The following is a 14,692-nucleotide window of genomic DNA, read 5'->3' on the forward strand; positions in this document are numbered from 1 at the left end:
TCAGCGCGCGCGCAAATGCAGCGCCCGCTGGATCTCCTCCAGCCGCCGCCCGCGCGTCTCGATCCCGCTGCGGATCAATAGCGCGGCAGCGAGCGCCATCGGCACCGCGATCAGCAGGGCGGAGATCGCGAAATGGGTGAAGACGCCCATCACGCCAAGCCCCGCGCCGACGATGCCGCCGAACTTGGAACTGGCCGCAATGACGCCTGAGCCTGTGCCGCGCAGGTGCACCGGATAGATCTCGGCGGCATAGGGAATCAGCATCGCGATGACGCCGCTGGAACTGACCAGCAGCAGTGCGGTCGCGCTCACGATGGCCATGCTCGACTGCACCTTGAGCATGCTCATCGCCACGAACAGCAGCAGCGTCGCGGTCGTCAGCGCGATGAAAAGCACCAGCGCCTTGATGCTGCTCCAGCGGTGGTAGAGCCAGATCACGATGCCGATGCCCGGCAGCGCCAGCAGGGCGGAGCGTGCGAGCAGGGCGCTGGCGGCGGTGGCGTCCATGCCCATGCTGCCCAGGTTGGTCGGCAGCCACAGCAGGAAGCCGAAGTTGACCAGGCCCCAGGCGACGCCGCAGACCATCAGGCCCCAGGTGATGCGGGCGTGGCTGCTTCGGAGCAGTTGGGCGAGGCCGCCGCTCGGCGCTTCCTCCACGGCCTCGACGACCACCGCTTCGGCCGGCGTGGCGGCGGCGCGTGGGCCTGAGAAGCGTTCCAGCACTTCGCGCGCCTCGTTCACCAGGCCTGCGTTCGACATGAAGCGCGGCGATTCGGGAATGTAGCGGCCGAGGAACACGATGATCAGCCCCGTCGGCAGGCCCAGCAGCCAGAGCGCGCGCCAACTGAATTCCGGCACCAGCCAGGCCGCGGAGCCTGCAGCCAGCAGATAGCCGGCCGAGGTACCGACGCCGCCCAGCGCCACCAGCAGCCAGCCCCGATGCGCAGCAGGCACCGACTCGGCCATCAGCGTGAAGGTGATCGGCAGCAGGCCGCCGGCGGAAGCGCCCATCAGGAAGCACATCGCCAGGTTCCAGCCGAAGGCCGGCATCGCGCCGCAGATGGCCGTGCCGATGAACATCAGCGCCGACAGCAGGATGGCCGCTCGGCGTCCGAACACATCGGCGATGCGGCCCCAGACCACCGAGCCGACGGTGGTGCCGGTGAGCGCGACCAGCGCCAGCACACCGGCCGTCTCCTTGGTGATCTCGTACTCGCGGGTCATGCCCGGCATCACGAAGCCGAGCGTGGCCGGCTTCAGCACGTCGACCGCCAACGCGATGACCAGCACGGTGACGAGCTTCCAATGCTCGGCATTGAGCGGCACGCCGTCGGCGACATGGAACTGCAGGTGGCGGCCGCCATGCCCGCTCTTCGCCATGCGGCCGATGCGCGGCATCAGGCCGTAGGCCGAGAGCAGCACGCCCAGCGGCACCATCGCCATGCCGATGAGCATGGGCGTGTCCATCGGCATGCCGACCATCTGGTAGCCGTTGTGGCGGCCCATCATGAACATCGGCATGTGCGAGAGCACGCCGCCGATGATGGCGATGCAGCCGAGCCAGAAGGCGACCGGGTGGTGGAAGGAGATCGAGCGGTTGGGGTTCACGGCAGCGAACGAACTTTGCGCGATCTGGCCCGTACCGTTTTGACCAGACGTCAGAGGGTGAGAAGATTTCGTAGCGAGGGCGTCGAGGTCGGGTCGCGCAGCGGAACCGCACTCTCGTGCGGTGAGCAGCACAGGCCCGAGATCGGCGTCCGCAGTCGAAATATTCTCATCCTCTCAGCCCAGGGCCTTGTCGACGATCGCCTGCGCCTCGCTGATGATGCTGCGCAGGTGCGTCTCGCCCTTGAAGCTCTCGGCGTAGATCTTGTAGATGTTCTCCGTGCCCGACGGCCGCGCCGCGAACCAGCCGTCGGCCGACATGACCTTGATGCCGCCGATGGCCGCGCCGTTGGAGGGCGCGTTCGACAGCACTTTCTCGATCTTTCCGCCTGCGAGATCGGTGCTGGTGACCTGCTGCGGCGTGAGCTTCGAAAGCTTGGCCTTCTGCTCCGGCGTGGCCGGTGCGTCGACGCGGTCGTAGGCCGGGTCGCCGAATTCCTGGGTCAGTTGCCGGTACAGCTCGCCGGGGTCGCGGCCCATCTTCGCGGTGATCTCGGCGGACAGCAGCGCGGGGGCGAGGCCGTCCTTGTCGGTGGTCCAGACCGTGCCGTCGCGGCGCAGGAAGGAGGCGCCCGCGCTCTCCTCGCCGACGAAGCCGAGGCTGCCGTCCATCAAGCCGTTCACGAACCACTTGAAGCCGACCGGCACCTCCTGCAGCGGGCGGCCGAGCCGCGCGGTGACGCGGTCGATCATGGTGCTGCTGACCAGCGTCTTGCCGACAGCGGCGTTGGGGCTCCAGTTCGGCCGGTGCTGGAAAAGGTAGTCGATCATCACAGCCAAGTAGTGGTTGGGGCGCATCAGGCCGCCGCTTTTCGTGACGACGCCGTGGCGGTCATGGTCGGTGTCGCAGCCGAAGCCGACGTCGAACTTGTCCTTCAGGCCGATCAGGTTCTGCATCGCGTAGATGGACGATGGATCCATGCGCACGCGGCCGTCCCAGTCGCGTGGCATGAAGCTGAAGGTGGCGTCCACGTCGGGATTCACGACGGTGAGGTCGAGCTTGTAGTGATCTGCGATGCGGCCCCAGTAGTGCACGCCCGCGCCGCCCATCGGGTCCACGCCCATGCGCACGCCGGCCGCGCGGATCGCGTCGAAGTCGAGCACGTTGCCGAGGTCGGCGACGTAGTGGGTGATGTAGTCGTGCCGATGGGTCGTGGCCGCGCGCAGGGCTTGCGCGTAAGGCAAGCGCTTGACGCCTTGCAGTCCCGCCTTGATGAGCTCGTTGGCGCGGTTCTCGATCCACTTGGTGACGTCGGTGTCGGCCGGGCCGCCGTTGGGCGGGTTGTACTTGAAGCCGCCGTCATCGGGCGGGTTGTGCGACGGCGTGATGACGATGCCGTCGGCCAGGCCAGCCGTGCGACCGCGGTTGTAGACCAGGATCGCGTGGGAGATGGCGGGCGTGGGGGTGTAGTCGTCGTCGGTGGCCAGCATCAGCTCGACACCATTGGCCGCCAACACCTCGATGGCGCTTGCGGCCGCCGGCTCGGACAAGGGATGCGTGTCGATGCCGAGGTAGAGCGGGCCGTCGATGCCCTTCTGCGCGCGGTATTCGCAGATCGCCTGCGAGATGGCCAGCACATGCCACTCGTTGAAGCCGGCGTTGTACGAGGAGCCGCGGTGGCCGGAGGTGCCGAAGGCGACGCGTTGCGCGGCCACCTCCGGGTCGGGCACCAGCGCGTAGTAGGCGGTGACCAGGCGCGGCAGGTTGGCGCGCATGGAGGCGGGGGCGATCTTGCCGGCGAGTGGACTGTCTGCCATTGGGTCGTTTCTCCTTGGGGTGCTGTCGGCGGGGATTGCCTTGGGACAGGAAGGTTGTCTTCGGCATGGCAGACATGCACGGAGGTTAACGCGAATGGCCTACGACCTCCTATACGAATCAGCGCGGCGCCGCGGCATCCGCAATCTGCTTGCGGCGGTTGGCACTCTGGCGTTCGAACATCCAACCGGGGTACTCGGCGGGCAACTGGCCCGCGTCGGTGATCTGCTGGAGTTCAGCCGTGCTCAGTGCCACCCGCGTGGCGGCCATGTTGTCGGCCAGCTGGTCGGGCCGCTTGGCGCCGACGATGACGCTGGTCACCGTTGGCTGATGCAGCAGCCAGGCCAGCGCGACCTGCGCAACAGACACGCCGTGCGCTGCTGCGATCGACCGCATCGCATCGACGCAGGTCCAAGCCCGGCGGGAAATCGAAGGTGGTGCGGCGGCTGCCTACCTCGCCTTGGTGGTCGCGGTCGTACTTGCCACTGAGCAGGCCCCCCGCCAAGGGACTCCACACCATCAGCCCGAGGCCTTCGCTTTCGAGCATCGGCACGATCTCGCGCTCCAGGTAGCGGCCGGCGACCGTGTAGTAGGCCTGCAGGGATTCGAAGCGCGACAGCCCCAGCCGTTCCGCGATGCCCAGCGCCTTGACGATCTGCCACGCCGCCCAGTTCGACACGCCGACGTAGCGCACATGGCCCTGGCGCACCAACTGGTCCAGCGCCCGCACGGTTTCCTCGATCGGCGTGGCGGGGTCGAAGCCGTGGATCTGGTAGAGGTCGATGTGGTCCAGCTGCAGCCGCTTCAGACTGGCCTTGACGCCGTCCATGATGTGGCCGCGCGAGGCGCCGCGCGCATTGGGGCCGGCGCCGGTCTCGCCGAAGACCTTGGTCGCGATCACCACGTTCTCGCGCGGGACCTTGAGGTTCTTCAGTGCCTGACCGGTGATTTCCTCCGACTGGCCCTCGGAGTACACGTCCGCCGTGTCGATGAAGTTGATGCCGCCGTCGAGCGCCGCGCCGATCAGTCGCTCCGCATCCGACTGCTGCACTTCGCCGATCTTGTTCCAGAAGCCGCCGGTGCCGCCGAAGGTCATGGTGCCGAGGCACAGTTCCGAGACGTAGAGGCCGGTGCGGCCCAGGGGGTGATTGCGCATGAGCGGGGCTCCGGAAGGGAAAGCCAGGGAGCATAGGGCGATCCCGGGAATCCTGCCGTGTCTTCGGCTTTGCCACCACCCGATCCGCGCTGTGGCGGCGGGCCGGGCCTGCGAGAGGCGCGGAACCCTCAGACGCTGTCGTAGGCTGATTTCAGCGCTGCAACATCCAGCTTGACCATCTTCAACATCGCCGTCATGACGGCGTTGGCCTTGCGCGGATCCTTGTCTTCCAGCATCTGCCCGAGCGCCTTGGGCACGATCTGCCAGGACACGCCGAACTTGTCGTCGAGCCAACCGCACTGGCTCGGCTTGCCGCCTTCGAGCAGGCGGTGCCAGTAGTGGTCGACTTCGTTCTGCGTTTCGCAGCTGACGAAGAGCGAGATGGCAGGCGTGAACTTGTACATCGGGCCGCCGTTGAGGGCCATGAATTCCTGGCCGTCGAGCGAGACGTTGGCGGCCAGCACCGAGCCCTTCTTGCCGGGGCCGGCATCGCCATAGCGCTTGACGTTGTAGACGCGCGAGTTCTTGAAGATGCCGGCGTAGAAGTTGAGCGCTTCTTCGGCCTGGCCGTCGAACCAGAGGCAGGGGGTGATCTTTTGCATCGGGCTTTCCTTCGGGGTTTGATCAGGGTTGCTGGAGGTGATGCGCGAGCTTTTCGAAGGTCTGGATCCATCCGCCTTCATGGCCGTCGCGCGCGGCCTGGTCGAAGAACTGGGTGTGCACGAAGTTCATGCGCGTGCCGGTCGGGGTCTTCACGAAATCGATGGTGACCAGCGACTCGCGCTCCGGCGTGCTGCGCCAGGCCCAGCTGAACTGCAGGCGGCGGTGCGGAACCACATCCAGGTAATAGCCGCTCACGCTGTGCGCTTCGCCGTCGGGCGTGTGGAATTCGATGCGAAAGTAACCGCCCATGCGCACGTCGGTCTCGGCATGCGTGACCGAGCCGGGCGCGCCCGTGCCGAACCAATGGATCAGGGCTTGCGGGTCGGTCCACGCGCGCCAGACTTTTTCCGGCGGGACGGGGAAGTGGCGTTCGAGGCGGAGTTCGGGGCGTTCGCGGGTGGGGGCTTCGTCGAGGGCGTTGAGGTTGGGCATGGCTTGACTTCTTCCTGATGTTGGAGGTAGCGACCCAGCGCGTCGAAGCGCGCGTTCCAGAACTTTTCATAACGGGACAACCACACGGCGGCCTCCTGCAAGGGCGCGGCCGACAGTTCGCAGCGCACCACGCGGCCTTCCTTCGAGCGGGCGATCAGGCCCGCGGCTTCGAGCACGCGCAGGTGCTTCATGAAGCCGGTCAGCGACATGCCGTGCGGCTGCGCCAGCTCCGAGATGCTCAGGTCACGCTGGCCCAGCGCGACCAGCACATCGCGCCGCGTGCGGTCGGCCAGCGCAGTGAAAACAAGGTCGAGATTGGGGTCTGATAACTGAACCATTTGGTTCAGTATTGAGCGAATGCGTGCTGTTTGTCAAGCGAGTGGGAATGCGCCGCGATGCAACCGGAGTTGCAATCAAAAGTGCAGAACAAGCCGGAGCGCCGCAGACAGTGCTGTCGCACGGCAAGGCGATCCAACGCAGTGATGCGCTTGATCGCGAAGTGGTATCAGTTGCGCACGCGTCGCACTTGCACGGTGGCGGTCAGGCCTTCATAGGCCTCTGCCTTGCCGAACCAGCTTCCCGCGATCGGCGTCGCCAGACTCGGATCACGCGCGACGCCGACGCGGATCAACTGGCTGCTGCCCATGAGGTTGTTGGTGGGGTCGAAGGCGACCCAGCCGGCGCCGGGCAGGTAGGCCTGCAGCCACGCATGCGTCGAGCCGGCGCCGACGGTGACGCCGGGGCTTGCGGCGTCGGCCGCGTCCTTCGTGTCCTTCTTGTCCTCCGGGGCCTTCGCTGACTCCTCTTCGAACTCGCCGGTCGCGTCAGTGGCGTCTGTCGCGTCGCTGGCGTCCGTCAATGGTGCGGGCTTGTCCAACGAAGCGTCATACAGATAGCCCGAGACAAATCGAGTCGCCACGCCCAGCCGCCTTGCGGCTTCCATCATCAGCAGCGCGTAGTCGCGGCAACTGCCGGAGCCGAGGTTGAGAGTTTCGAGTGGGCTCTGCGTGCCTTCCTCGTCGCGGGCCTTGTAGGTCAGGGTCTTGCCGATGTGCTCGTTCATGCGGGCCAGCACTTCGCGCGTGCTGTTGGGCTCGTCGGTGTAGAGGAACTGGTGCGCCCAGCGGATGAGCGTGCCGTCGGGGTCGGGATGGTGCGGGCGCAGGTAGTGCTCGAGATCGAGGCGGTCCTCGATCGAGTAGGCGAAGGGGAGGAACTCGGCGGCCGGGTCGAGTTCGCTCAGCACGTCGTCGGCGGGCGGCACCTGTTCGATGGTGAAGGAGCACACGACCTTGAGTTCGGTCGCCTCGCCGAGCGGCTGCACCAGCGCGACGGAATTGGAGTGGGGGTCCTGGATCAGCCGCACATTGGCGGCGGGGCTCACTTGCAGGTCGGTGGCGAGCACGCGCAGGTCGTGGCTGTCGCGCGGACGGAACATCACGCGGTGCAGCCCGAAGCTGACGGGCTGGTTGTAGCTGTAGATGGTGGTGTGCTGGATGTCGTAGCGGGTGTGCATGGGGGATTGTCTCGGATTGGCCGGCCTCGCGTGCAACGGCAGAATGCGCACACCGCATGACAAGCCTTCTCCTGTTCTACATCCTCGACCTGGCCGGAACCTTCGCGTTCGCATTCAGCGGCGCCGTGGCGGCGCGCAACCGGGGGCTGGATGTGTTCGGCATCTTCGTGGTCGCCTTCCTGGTCGCTTGCGGCGGCGGCGTGTTGCGCGACGTCTGCATCGGCGCGGTGCCGCCAGCGGGGCTATCGGACTGGCGCTACCTCGCGATCTCGTCGGTCGCGGCACTGATGGCGATGTATTCGCGCATCGTGCGGGAAAGGCTGGAGCAGCCCATCGTGCTGTTCGACAGCCTCGGGCTGGGTCTTTTTGCCGTGACCGGGGCGCAGAAAGCCATGATCTACGGGCTGACCTCGGAAGGTGCGGTCATCCTGGGTGTGCTGACTGCCGTGGGTGGCGGCATCGCACGGGATGTGCTGCTGAACCGCGTGCCGGCCATCCTCAAGGGCCAGATCTACGCGCTGGCGGCCTTGGCTGCGGCCTTGATCGAGGTGTTCGGGAGTCGCCTGCATTGGCGCTCGGACTGGCGCGCGATGGCGGCCCTGGCGACCTGCTTCACGCTGCGCTTCCTCGCGGTGCGCTACAACTGGCACCTGCCGCGCTTCGTCAAGCCGCCGGATGAGGACGGGCCGGACAAGTAGCGCGGCAGTGCCGTCGCGCCTCGGAGGCCATGGCAAGAACGCGATGCCTGTTCCGTGGGCACCCGTGGAGCCGGCTTTGCCGGGCCGCCGGGTGCGCCCCCTTGGGTAGGCGTCGCAGGCGCTTCGGGGGTGGGCCTATCTAAGGACAAGCACCGGCGTATTCGAGTGCGTGAGGACGTGCAAGGTCTCGCTGCCCATCATCAGCCGCTTGAGCGTGCGGCGGCCGTGCGAGGCCATGATGATCAGGTCGCAGTTGTGGGTGGTCGCGATCTCGATGATGGATTCCGCCACCTGGTTCGAGCGGACGACCACCGCTTCGACATTGGGCACTCCCTGGTTCATGGCGCTGGCCTTGACCGCGTCGACCAAGCCTTGCGCCGCCAGGGTCGACCGGGCCCGCACTTCCTCGACCTGCATCTGGCTCAGCACCGGGGAGCCTTCGAAGAAGCTGTGCGGTTCCATGTGTGCCACGGTGACGGCGCACAGATCGGCGCCGCACAGCCGGCACAACTCGACGGCCTTGCTGACGGCTTGCTCGGACAAGGCGGAGCCATCGGTGGCTACAAGAATTCGCTTGAACATTTGGGGTTCTCCTCCGGTTTTGATGGGGTTCGATTTGACAGCGATCCCGCGGGGAGCGGAAGGGCTATGTGGTCTTTCTGACGACTCTCGGCGCCCGAGCATCAAAGGCGGCGCGTATCGAGGGCTTGTGCCAGCGCCGTCGGGAGGGGCAGGGGCTCGGCGTGCCAGTGTGCGGCGAGCAGTTCCGCGCAGAGCGTAGCGAACGTCAGGCCGCGCGAGCCCAGCGCGGTGCAGACCCACAGCCCTGGCTGATCGGGCAGGGGGCCGATGAGCGGGCGGCGGTCCCCGGAGGCGCAGCGCACGCCGGTCCAGGGTGTGGCGCCCTCGAAAGCGCTGGCCAGCGCCGATGCGGCTTGTGGGCACAGGCGGGCGAGTCGTTCGCGGTTGGCCTCGGTGTCCGTGTGGCTTGGCATCAGGTCGATGCTGTCACGGTCGAAAGTGGCGCCGGTCAGCCACAGGGCACTGTCGCCGTCCGGCACGCCGGCGATCAGGTGGCCGTCGCCGTTGATCGGGGCCGGAGGCAAGTTCGATTCGCATGGCGAATGCCCCCATTGGACCTGGCCGCGCACGGGTTGCAAGGGGAGCGATGGGGCGAAGCGGGCGCTTTCGAATCCGGCGGCGATCACGACGCGTTCGAACTCGCCGGGGGTTGGATCACCGTGGGTCAGGAGTTGCCAGCCGGCGCCGGTGGGCGCAATGCGCTCGATCTCGCAATCCGGGATCAGGTGCACGCCCGGCGTGGCCAGCCACGCTTCCACCAGTGCCCGCGGACGAACCCAGCCGGCACAAGGGTGCCAGAGCGCGGCGGTATCGGCAGGCAACTTCGAGGCAGCGAGTTGCGCTGCATTGGCAGGCCACGAAAGGTTCGGGCCCTCGGCACGCCAGCCTGGGGGCAGGCGCAGATCGCCATCGGGGCGGCGCTCCAGCACGCCGCTGGCCTTCCAGTCGCGGCCTCCGACCAAGCGTTCTTGCAACTGCTGCCACGTCGCGCGAATGCCCGCGCGCGTCAGGCGCGAGAGCAGGGCGTCGTCGGGCGAGACATGCGGCGCGAGCACGCCGACCGGCAGGCCGGAGGCGCCAGTCGCCGCCTGGGCTGCCTTGTCGAACACGTCGACCTGCCATCCGCGTCGCGCGAGGCTGGCGGCGACGGCAGCGCCCGCGAGGCCGGCACCGATGACTGCGCAACGGCCCGGCGTCGCTTGTTCCGGGGGTGGGGTGCGGCGTCGTGGGGTCCAGGCTGGATCGAACACGCCGCGCAGGCAATCGCGCTTGGGCGGCAGGCCGGGCGCTTTCCTGACCTGGAATCCGTTCTGCGCGAGGGCATCGCGCACAGCCCGCGCAATGGTCCAGGTCGCGATGCCGCTGCCGCGGCGGGCAAAGCGCGAGACCGCCTTGAGCGTCTCCGGTGACCACATCGCGGGATTGCGGTCCGGGCTGAAGCCGTCGAGGTAGAGGCTGTCGGCCTCGAAGCGCTGGGCGCGCAGCATGGCCTGCACGTCGCCGATGCACAGCGTCAGCAGCACGTGGCCGTCGTCGAAGCTCATCCGGTGGAAGCCGGACAGGAGTTCGGTCCATTGGCCGGCCAGCGCCCGGGCGAGTTCGGCCAGTTCCGGGTAGGCCGATGCTGCGCGCAGCAGATCTTCCACGCCGACCGGATGCGCCTCGATCGAAACGAAGTGGAGCATGCGCGGCCGCGCAGGGTCTGTGCGCCAGGCCTGCCAGGTTGTCAGGAAATTGAAGCCAAAGCCGAAGCCGGTTTCGAGAATCCGCCATTGCGGCTGGTCACGCCATGCTTCTGGAAGCCCGCAGCCGCCGAGGAATACATGGCGGGACTGGGCGAGGGCGCCGGTTTCGGTGTGGTAGATGTCGTCGAAGCGCTCGCTGCGCGGAACGCCGTCGGCGCGCCACTGGACGGGTTCGCGCATCAGGGCGCGAAGATCAGGCGCTCGGTGGCACGTAGCCTTGCGCCACGTCTGCGCCGTCGCCGAAGAAATGCTTTTCCATCTGGCGCTTCAAGTACTCGCGGGCGCGCTGGTCGGCCAGGTTCAGGCGGTTTTCGTTCACGAGCATGGTCTGCTGCTTGAGCCAGGCGGCCCAGGCTTCCTTGCTGACGCTCTCCCAGATCTTCTTGCCGAGTTCGCCGGGATAGGGGGGGAAGTCGAGTCCCTCGGCTTCCTTGCCGAGTTTCACGCACTGAATCATTCGTGCCATTTGCGGGGTCCTTAGTTGATTTGGCTATTTGGAACTGTGAAAACGGTAGTTCCAGTTTTGTAGGGTGGCTTTCAAAATCGGCAGCTTCTTAGCCAGATTGCCTTTCGAAAGACCGCCATGAGCCTTCGCCGCGACTTTATCAAGCTTTCCCTCGGTGCCACGCTGGGCGCAAGCATGGCCCTCACGGCGCTGCCGTCGTTCGCCCAGACCATCAACCTGCTCAACGTGTCGTATGACCCGACGCGCGAGCTCTACGTCGACTACAACAAGGCCTTTGCCGCCTACTGGAAAGGCAAGACCGGCCAGGACGTGGTGATCAAGCAGTCGCATGGCGGCTCGGGCAAGCAGGCCCGCTCGATCATCGACGGCATCGATGCCGACGTGGCCACGCTGGCGCTGGCCGGCGACACCGACGCCCTCGTGACGCACGGTGGCCTGGTCAAGCCCGATTGGCAGAAGCGACTGCCGCACAACTCGGCGCCCTACACCTCGACCATCGTGTTCCTGGTGAAGAAGGGCAATCCGAAGGGCATCAAGGACTGGGACGACCTGGTCAAGCCCGGCACGCAGGTGATCACGCCGAATCCCAAGACCTCCGGCGGCGCGCGCTGGAACTACCTGGCCGCCTGGGAATTCGCCAAGCGCAAGTACGGTGGCGATGCCAAGGCGAAGGACTTCGTCGGCAACCTCTACAAGAACGTGCCGGTGCTCGACGCGGGTGCGCGTGGATCCACGATCACCTTCGTTCAGCGAGGCGTGGGTGACGTGCTGCTGGCCTGGGAGAACGAGGCCTACCTTGCGCTGAAGGAATTCGGTGCCGACAAGTTCGACATCGTCGCGCCGTCCATCAGCATCCTGGCCGAGCCCACGGTGACGGTGGTCGACAAGGTGGTGGACAAGAAGGGCACGCGCGCCGTGGCCGAGGAATACCTGAAGTACCTGTATTCCGACGAAGGCCAGGACATTGCCGGTCGCAACTACTACCGCCCGACCTCCGAGAAGGCCAAGGCCAAGTACGACAAGCAGTTCCCCAAGCTGACGCTGTTCACCATCGACCAGGCCTTCGGTGGCTGGACCAAGGCGGACAAGGAGCACTTCGCCGATGGCGGCTCCTTCGACCAGATCTACACGGCGAAGCTGAAGTAGGTCGAGCGCGCATCCTCATTCATCCATTCGCGGCGCAACCACTCAACAGAGTGCGCCGGGACCGAACTCAGTCAGAAGGTTTGAAGATTTCGTAGCGAGGGCGCCGAGGTCGGGTTGAGGAGCGGAGCCGTACTCCAGTACGGTGAGCACCGCAGACCCGAGATCGGTGGCCGCAGTAGAAATATTCACACCTTCGTCCAGGAAATCTTGTGACCGTCCTACTGATTGCCGGGAGTCCGTCGACGCCGTCCCGTTCCACCGCCTTGCTTGAATCGGTGGGTGATCGGCTCCAGAGGCGCGGCGCGCGCATCGAGCGCGTCAACGTGCGGGAGCTTCCGGCGAAGGCGCTGTTGCTCGCCGAGTGGGAGCATCCGGACATCGCGCATGCCATCGCCCAAGTGGCGCAGGCGCGTGTGGTGGTGGTGGCCACGCCGGTCTACAAGGCGGCGTACAGCGGCGCGCTGAAGGTGTTCCTGGACCTGCTCTCGCAGGGCGCGCTGAAAGGCAAGACGGTGTTGCCGCTGGCCACCGGCGGCAGCGCGCATCACATGCTGGCGCTGGACTATGCGCTGCGGCCGGTGCTGCAGGCGCTCGCGGCACGGCACATCCTGCCTGGCATCTATGCGACCGATGCGCAGATCACGGCATCGCCGCAGGGCGAGTTCCGGGTGCATGACGACCTGGCCCATCGCCTGGACGACGCGGCCGAGGTGCTGGCCGCCGAAGGACTGAAGCTGCCGCCGATGCGGGGCTTCGAGCCGATTCATTTCTCGCGGGTGCGATGTAGCGTCTGACGCCATCGCCGCGCCTTGGCGCCATCGCGCGGCAAACCGATCTCCCCATTCATCGTCCCGATTTTTTTCGCCGCTCGTTCGCGGCGCGGGAAAAGGCTTGCCTGAAGGAATCCAATCATGACCTCTTCCGTTTCGATCCAACGCCGCCGCCTGCTCCAGGGCGCGGCCACCGCCATTGCGCTGCCATCGTTCGCGGCGCTGGCGCAGAGCCCGTCGCGCACGCTGCGCATCGGCAACCAGAAGGGCGCGCTGACCGTGCTCAAGGGACGTGGCACGCTGGAGAACCGCCTCGCGCCGCTCGGCGTGAACGTGACCTGGACCGAGTTCAACGCCGGCCCGGTGCAGCTCGAAGCGCTGAACGTCGGCTCCATCGACTTCGGCGATGTCGGCGAGGCGCCGCCGATCTTTGCGCAGGCGGCCGGTGCGCCACTGGCCTATGTGGCCGCGACCGTGCAGCGGCCGAGCGCCGAGGCGGTGCTGGTGCCCAAGGACTCGGCGATCAAGACCGTGGCCGACTTGAAAGGCAAGAAGATCGCGCTCAACAAGGGCTCGAACGTCCACTACTTCATCGTCAAGCTGGCGGAGCAGGCCGGGCTGAAATACAGCGACCTGAACGTCGTGTTCCTGGCACCGCCCGATGCACGCGCTGCCTTCGAGAAGGGCTCGATCGACGCGTGGGTGATCTGGGACCCGTTCCTCGCCTCCGCCGAACTCACGCTGGGCGCGCGCATCCTGGCCGATGGCAAGGGCGTGGTCGGCAATCGCGGCTACTACTTCTCCTCGCTGCCCTATGTCGCGAAGAACGCAGACGTGCTCAAGCTGGTCGTCGAGGAGATCGACAAGCTCGACCAGTGGGCCGTGGCCAACAAGAGCGCGTATGCGCAGGAGTTGTCGGTGCTGTGGGGCTTGCCGAAGCCGGTGGTCGATGTATCCGTGGGTCGTGCGGCCTACGGCACGGCACCGATCACCAAGGCCATCCTGGCCGAGCAGCAACAGATCGCGGACACCTTCTTCGAACTGAAGCTGATCCCGAAGAAGATCAACCTGCTCGAGGCCGCTGGCGCGGGTGTGGCATGAGCGCCTTGCACACATTCGGACGACGCGGCCTGCTGCGTCTGCTCGCCGTCACCGCGCTGGCCTTTGGCGTCGGAGGCCCCATCGCGTTGGCGCAACCGGCCGGCGCCTCGCAACCGTTGCAGCAACTGCGCATCGGCTACCAGAAGTCGGCCGCCAACCTGGTGATCGTCAAGCAATCGGGCTGGCTCGAAAAGCGCTATCCCAACGCAAAAATTGCCTGGATCGAATTTCCCGCGGGGCCGCAGTTGCTGGAGGCGCTGGCGGTCGGCAGCCTGGAGTTCGGGCTCACCGGCGATTCGCCGCCGGTGTTCGCGCAGGCAGCCGGCAAGGACCTGCTCTACGTCGGTGCCGAGCCATCGAAGCCCGACAGCTCGGCCGTGCTCGTGCTGAAGGATTCGCCGCTGAAGACGCTGCAGGACTTGCGCGGCAAGAAGATCGCGCTGCAGAAGGGTTCGAGCGCGCACTACCTGCTGGTGCGCGCGGTCGAGAAGGCCGGGCTCCAATGGACTGACATTCAACCCGTGTACCTCACGCCCGCCGATGCACGCGCCGCCTTCGAGCGCAAGGCCGTGGACGCATGGGTGATCTGGGACCCGTTCTATGCCGCGACCGAGCTGGCGATCCAGCCGCGCGTGCTGGCCAACGGGCGCGGGCTGTCGGGCAACAACTCCTTCTATCTCGCCTCGCGTGCCTTCACCGAACAGCATGCGGATGTGCTCACTGCGCTGTTCGAGGACCTGACCCGCGCCGACAAGCTGGTGCAGCAGGACCGCGCCGGCGCGATCAAGCTCGTTGCCGGTTTCAGCGGCCTCGATGCGGGCGTGGTGAGCCTGTTCCTCCAGCGCCGTCCGCCGTCGCCAGTGGGCCCGATCCAGCCCGCCACGGTGCGCGACCAGCAGCGCGTGGCCGATGCCTTCCATCAACTGGGGCTGATCCCCAAGCCCGTGAACGTGTCGCAAGTCGTCTGGCGCGGCACGCAACCTTGAGCGCATGAAC

Annotated in this window: 14 protein-coding genes and 1 pseudogene; 5 read left to right on the top strand and 10 right to left on the bottom strand. The window is 66.6% G+C overall.

Translation table 11 applies throughout. From position 1 onward, the window contains the following. From WKW82_RS16535 to WKW82_RS16565, 7 genes and pseudogenes are all read right to left on the bottom strand, one after another. On the bottom strand, positions 1-1,608 hold the full coding sequence (locus WKW82_RS16535) for an MFS transporter (RefSeq protein ID WP_340343400.1): 1,608 nt from the start codon (positions 1,606-1,608) through the stop codon (positions 1-3). A gap of 174 nt (positions 1,609-1,782) precedes the next feature. After that, positions 1,783-3,423 (bottom strand): phosphoglucomutase (alpha-D-glucose-1,6-bisphosphate-dependent), encoded by a 1,641-nt coding sequence (gene pgm, locus WKW82_RS16540; protein ID WP_340343401.1) that lies wholly within the window; start codon positions 3,421-3,423, stop codon positions 1,783-1,785. Positions 3,424-3,541: 118 nt separating this feature from the next. Continuing rightward, positions 3,542-4,577, bottom strand: a pseudogene (locus tag WKW82_RS16545) (aldo/keto reductase). Positions 4,578-4,705: 128 nt separating this feature from the next. Next, the gene (locus WKW82_RS16550) at positions 4,706-5,179 is read right to left on the bottom strand and encodes a VOC family protein (protein ID WP_340343402.1); all 474 of its coding nucleotides are present in this window, start codon (positions 5,177-5,179) and stop codon (positions 4,706-4,708) included. A gap of 22 nt (positions 5,180-5,201) precedes the next feature. Beyond that, the gene (locus WKW82_RS16555; RefSeq protein WP_340343602.1) at positions 5,202-5,552 is read right to left on the bottom strand and encodes an SRPBCC family protein; all 351 of its coding nucleotides are present in this window, start codon (positions 5,550-5,552) and stop codon (positions 5,202-5,204) included. Beyond that, on the bottom strand, positions 5,549-6,010 hold the full coding sequence (locus WKW82_RS16560) for an ArsR/SmtB family transcription factor (RefSeq protein WP_340343403.1): 462 nt from the start codon (positions 6,008-6,010) through the stop codon (positions 5,549-5,551). The genes WKW82_RS16555 and WKW82_RS16560 overlap by 4 nt, the downstream gene beginning before the upstream one ends. 167 nt (positions 6,011-6,177) lie before the next feature. Beyond that, entirely contained in the window at positions 6,178-7,188 is a 1,011-nt protein-coding gene (locus WKW82_RS16565; RefSeq protein WP_340343404.1) for a transglutaminase family protein, read from the bottom strand. Between the two features lie 56 nt (positions 7,189-7,244). On the opposite strand from WKW82_RS16565, the gene WKW82_RS16570 reads away from it, so the two are divergent. Beyond that, positions 7,245-7,886, top strand: coding sequence for a trimeric intracellular cation channel family protein (locus WKW82_RS16570; RefSeq protein WP_340343405.1), 642 nt, complete (start codon positions 7,245-7,247; stop codon positions 7,884-7,886). 135 nt (positions 7,887-8,021) lie between these two features. Here WKW82_RS16570 and WKW82_RS16575 read toward each other — a convergent pair whose 3' ends face one another. From WKW82_RS16575 to WKW82_RS16585, 3 genes are all read right to left on the bottom strand, one after another. Next, positions 8,022-8,468: a universal stress protein gene (locus WKW82_RS16575; RefSeq protein ID WP_340343406.1), complete on the bottom strand. Its 447-nt coding sequence runs from the start codon at positions 8,466-8,468 to the stop codon at positions 8,022-8,024. Between the two features lie 101 nt (positions 8,469-8,569). Next, positions 8,570-10,393, bottom strand: a complete 1,824-nt coding sequence (gene mnmC, locus WKW82_RS16580; protein WP_340343407.1) for a bifunctional tRNA (5-methylaminomethyl-2-thiouridine)(34)-methyltransferase MnmC2/FAD-dependent 5-carboxymethylaminomethyl-2-thiouridine(34) oxidoreductase MnmC1 — start codon at positions 10,391-10,393, stop codon at positions 8,570-8,572. A gap of 13 nt (positions 10,394-10,406) precedes the next feature. After that, on the bottom strand, positions 10,407-10,679 hold the full coding sequence (locus WKW82_RS16585; RefSeq protein ID WP_213959084.1) for an oxidative damage protection protein: 273 nt from the start codon (positions 10,677-10,679) through the stop codon (positions 10,407-10,409). Positions 10,680-10,796: 117 nt separating this feature from the next. Here WKW82_RS16585 and WKW82_RS16590 point away from each other — a divergent pair, with 117 nt between their 5' ends. The 4 genes from WKW82_RS16590 to WKW82_RS16605 all read left to right on the top strand — a co-directional run bounded on the left by WKW82_RS16590 (position 10,797) and on the right by WKW82_RS16605 (position 14,682). Next, a complete protein-coding gene (locus WKW82_RS16590; protein ID WP_340343408.1) occupies positions 10,797-11,825 on the top strand; it encodes a sulfate ABC transporter substrate-binding protein in 1,029 nt (342 codons plus the stop codon). Positions 11,826-12,034: 209 nt separating this feature from the next. After that, positions 12,035-12,619, top strand: a complete 585-nt coding sequence (ssuE, locus tag WKW82_RS16595; RefSeq protein ID WP_340343409.1) for an NADPH-dependent FMN reductase — start codon at positions 12,035-12,037, stop codon at positions 12,617-12,619. A gap of 117 nt (positions 12,620-12,736) precedes the next feature. After that, a complete protein-coding gene (locus WKW82_RS16600; protein ID WP_340343410.1) occupies positions 12,737-13,696 on the top strand; it encodes a sulfonate ABC transporter substrate-binding protein in 960 nt (319 codons plus the stop codon). Continuing rightward, on the top strand, positions 13,693-14,682 hold the full coding sequence (locus WKW82_RS16605; RefSeq protein ID WP_340343411.1) for a sulfonate ABC transporter substrate-binding protein: 990 nt from the start codon (positions 13,693-13,695) through the stop codon (positions 14,680-14,682). Before WKW82_RS16600 ends, WKW82_RS16605 begins: the two co-directional genes overlap by 4 nt. Positions 14,683-14,692: the final 10 nt, after the last annotated feature.

The organism is Variovorax rhizosphaerae, from assembly GCF_037889975.1.
Lineage (GTDB): Bacteria > Pseudomonadota > Gammaproteobacteria > Burkholderiales > Burkholderiaceae_C > Variovorax > Variovorax rhizosphaerae.

Coding starts and splice junctions, on each gene's coding strand:
- pgm (WP_340343401.1), bottom strand. CDS start 3,423: ATGGCAGACAGTCCACTCGCCGGCAAGATCGCCCCCGCCTCCATGCGC.
- WKW82_RS16550 (WP_340343402.1), bottom strand. CDS start 5,179: ATGCAAAAGATCACCCCCTGCCTCTGGTTCGACGGCCAGGCCGAAGAA.
- WKW82_RS16560 (WP_340343403.1), bottom strand. CDS start 6,010: ATGGTTCAGTTATCAGACCCCAATCTCGACCTTGTTTTCACTGCGCTG.
- WKW82_RS16565 (WP_340343404.1), bottom strand. CDS start 7,188: ATGCACACCCGCTACGACATCCAGCACACCACCATCTACAGCTACAAC.
- WKW82_RS16570 (WP_340343405.1), top strand. CDS start 7,245: ATGACAAGCCTTCTCCTGTTCTACATCCTCGACCTGGCCGGAACCTTC.
- WKW82_RS16575 (WP_340343406.1), bottom strand. CDS start 8,468: ATGTTCAAGCGAATTCTTGTAGCCACCGATGGCTCCGCCTTGTCCGAG.
- mnmC (WP_340343407.1), bottom strand. CDS start 10,393: ATGCGCGAACCCGTCCAGTGGCGCGCCGACGGCGTTCCGCGCAGCGAG.
- WKW82_RS16585 (WP_213959084.1), bottom strand. CDS start 10,679: ATGGCACGAATGATTCAGTGCGTGAAACTCGGCAAGGAAGCCGAGGGA.
- WKW82_RS16590 (WP_340343408.1), top strand. CDS start 10,797: ATGAGCCTTCGCCGCGACTTTATCAAGCTTTCCCTCGGTGCCACGCTG.
- WKW82_RS16600 (WP_340343410.1), top strand. CDS start 12,737: ATGACCTCTTCCGTTTCGATCCAACGCCGCCGCCTGCTCCAGGGCGCG.
- WKW82_RS16605 (WP_340343411.1), top strand. CDS start 13,693: ATGAGCGCCTTGCACACATTCGGACGACGCGGCCTGCTGCGTCTGCTC.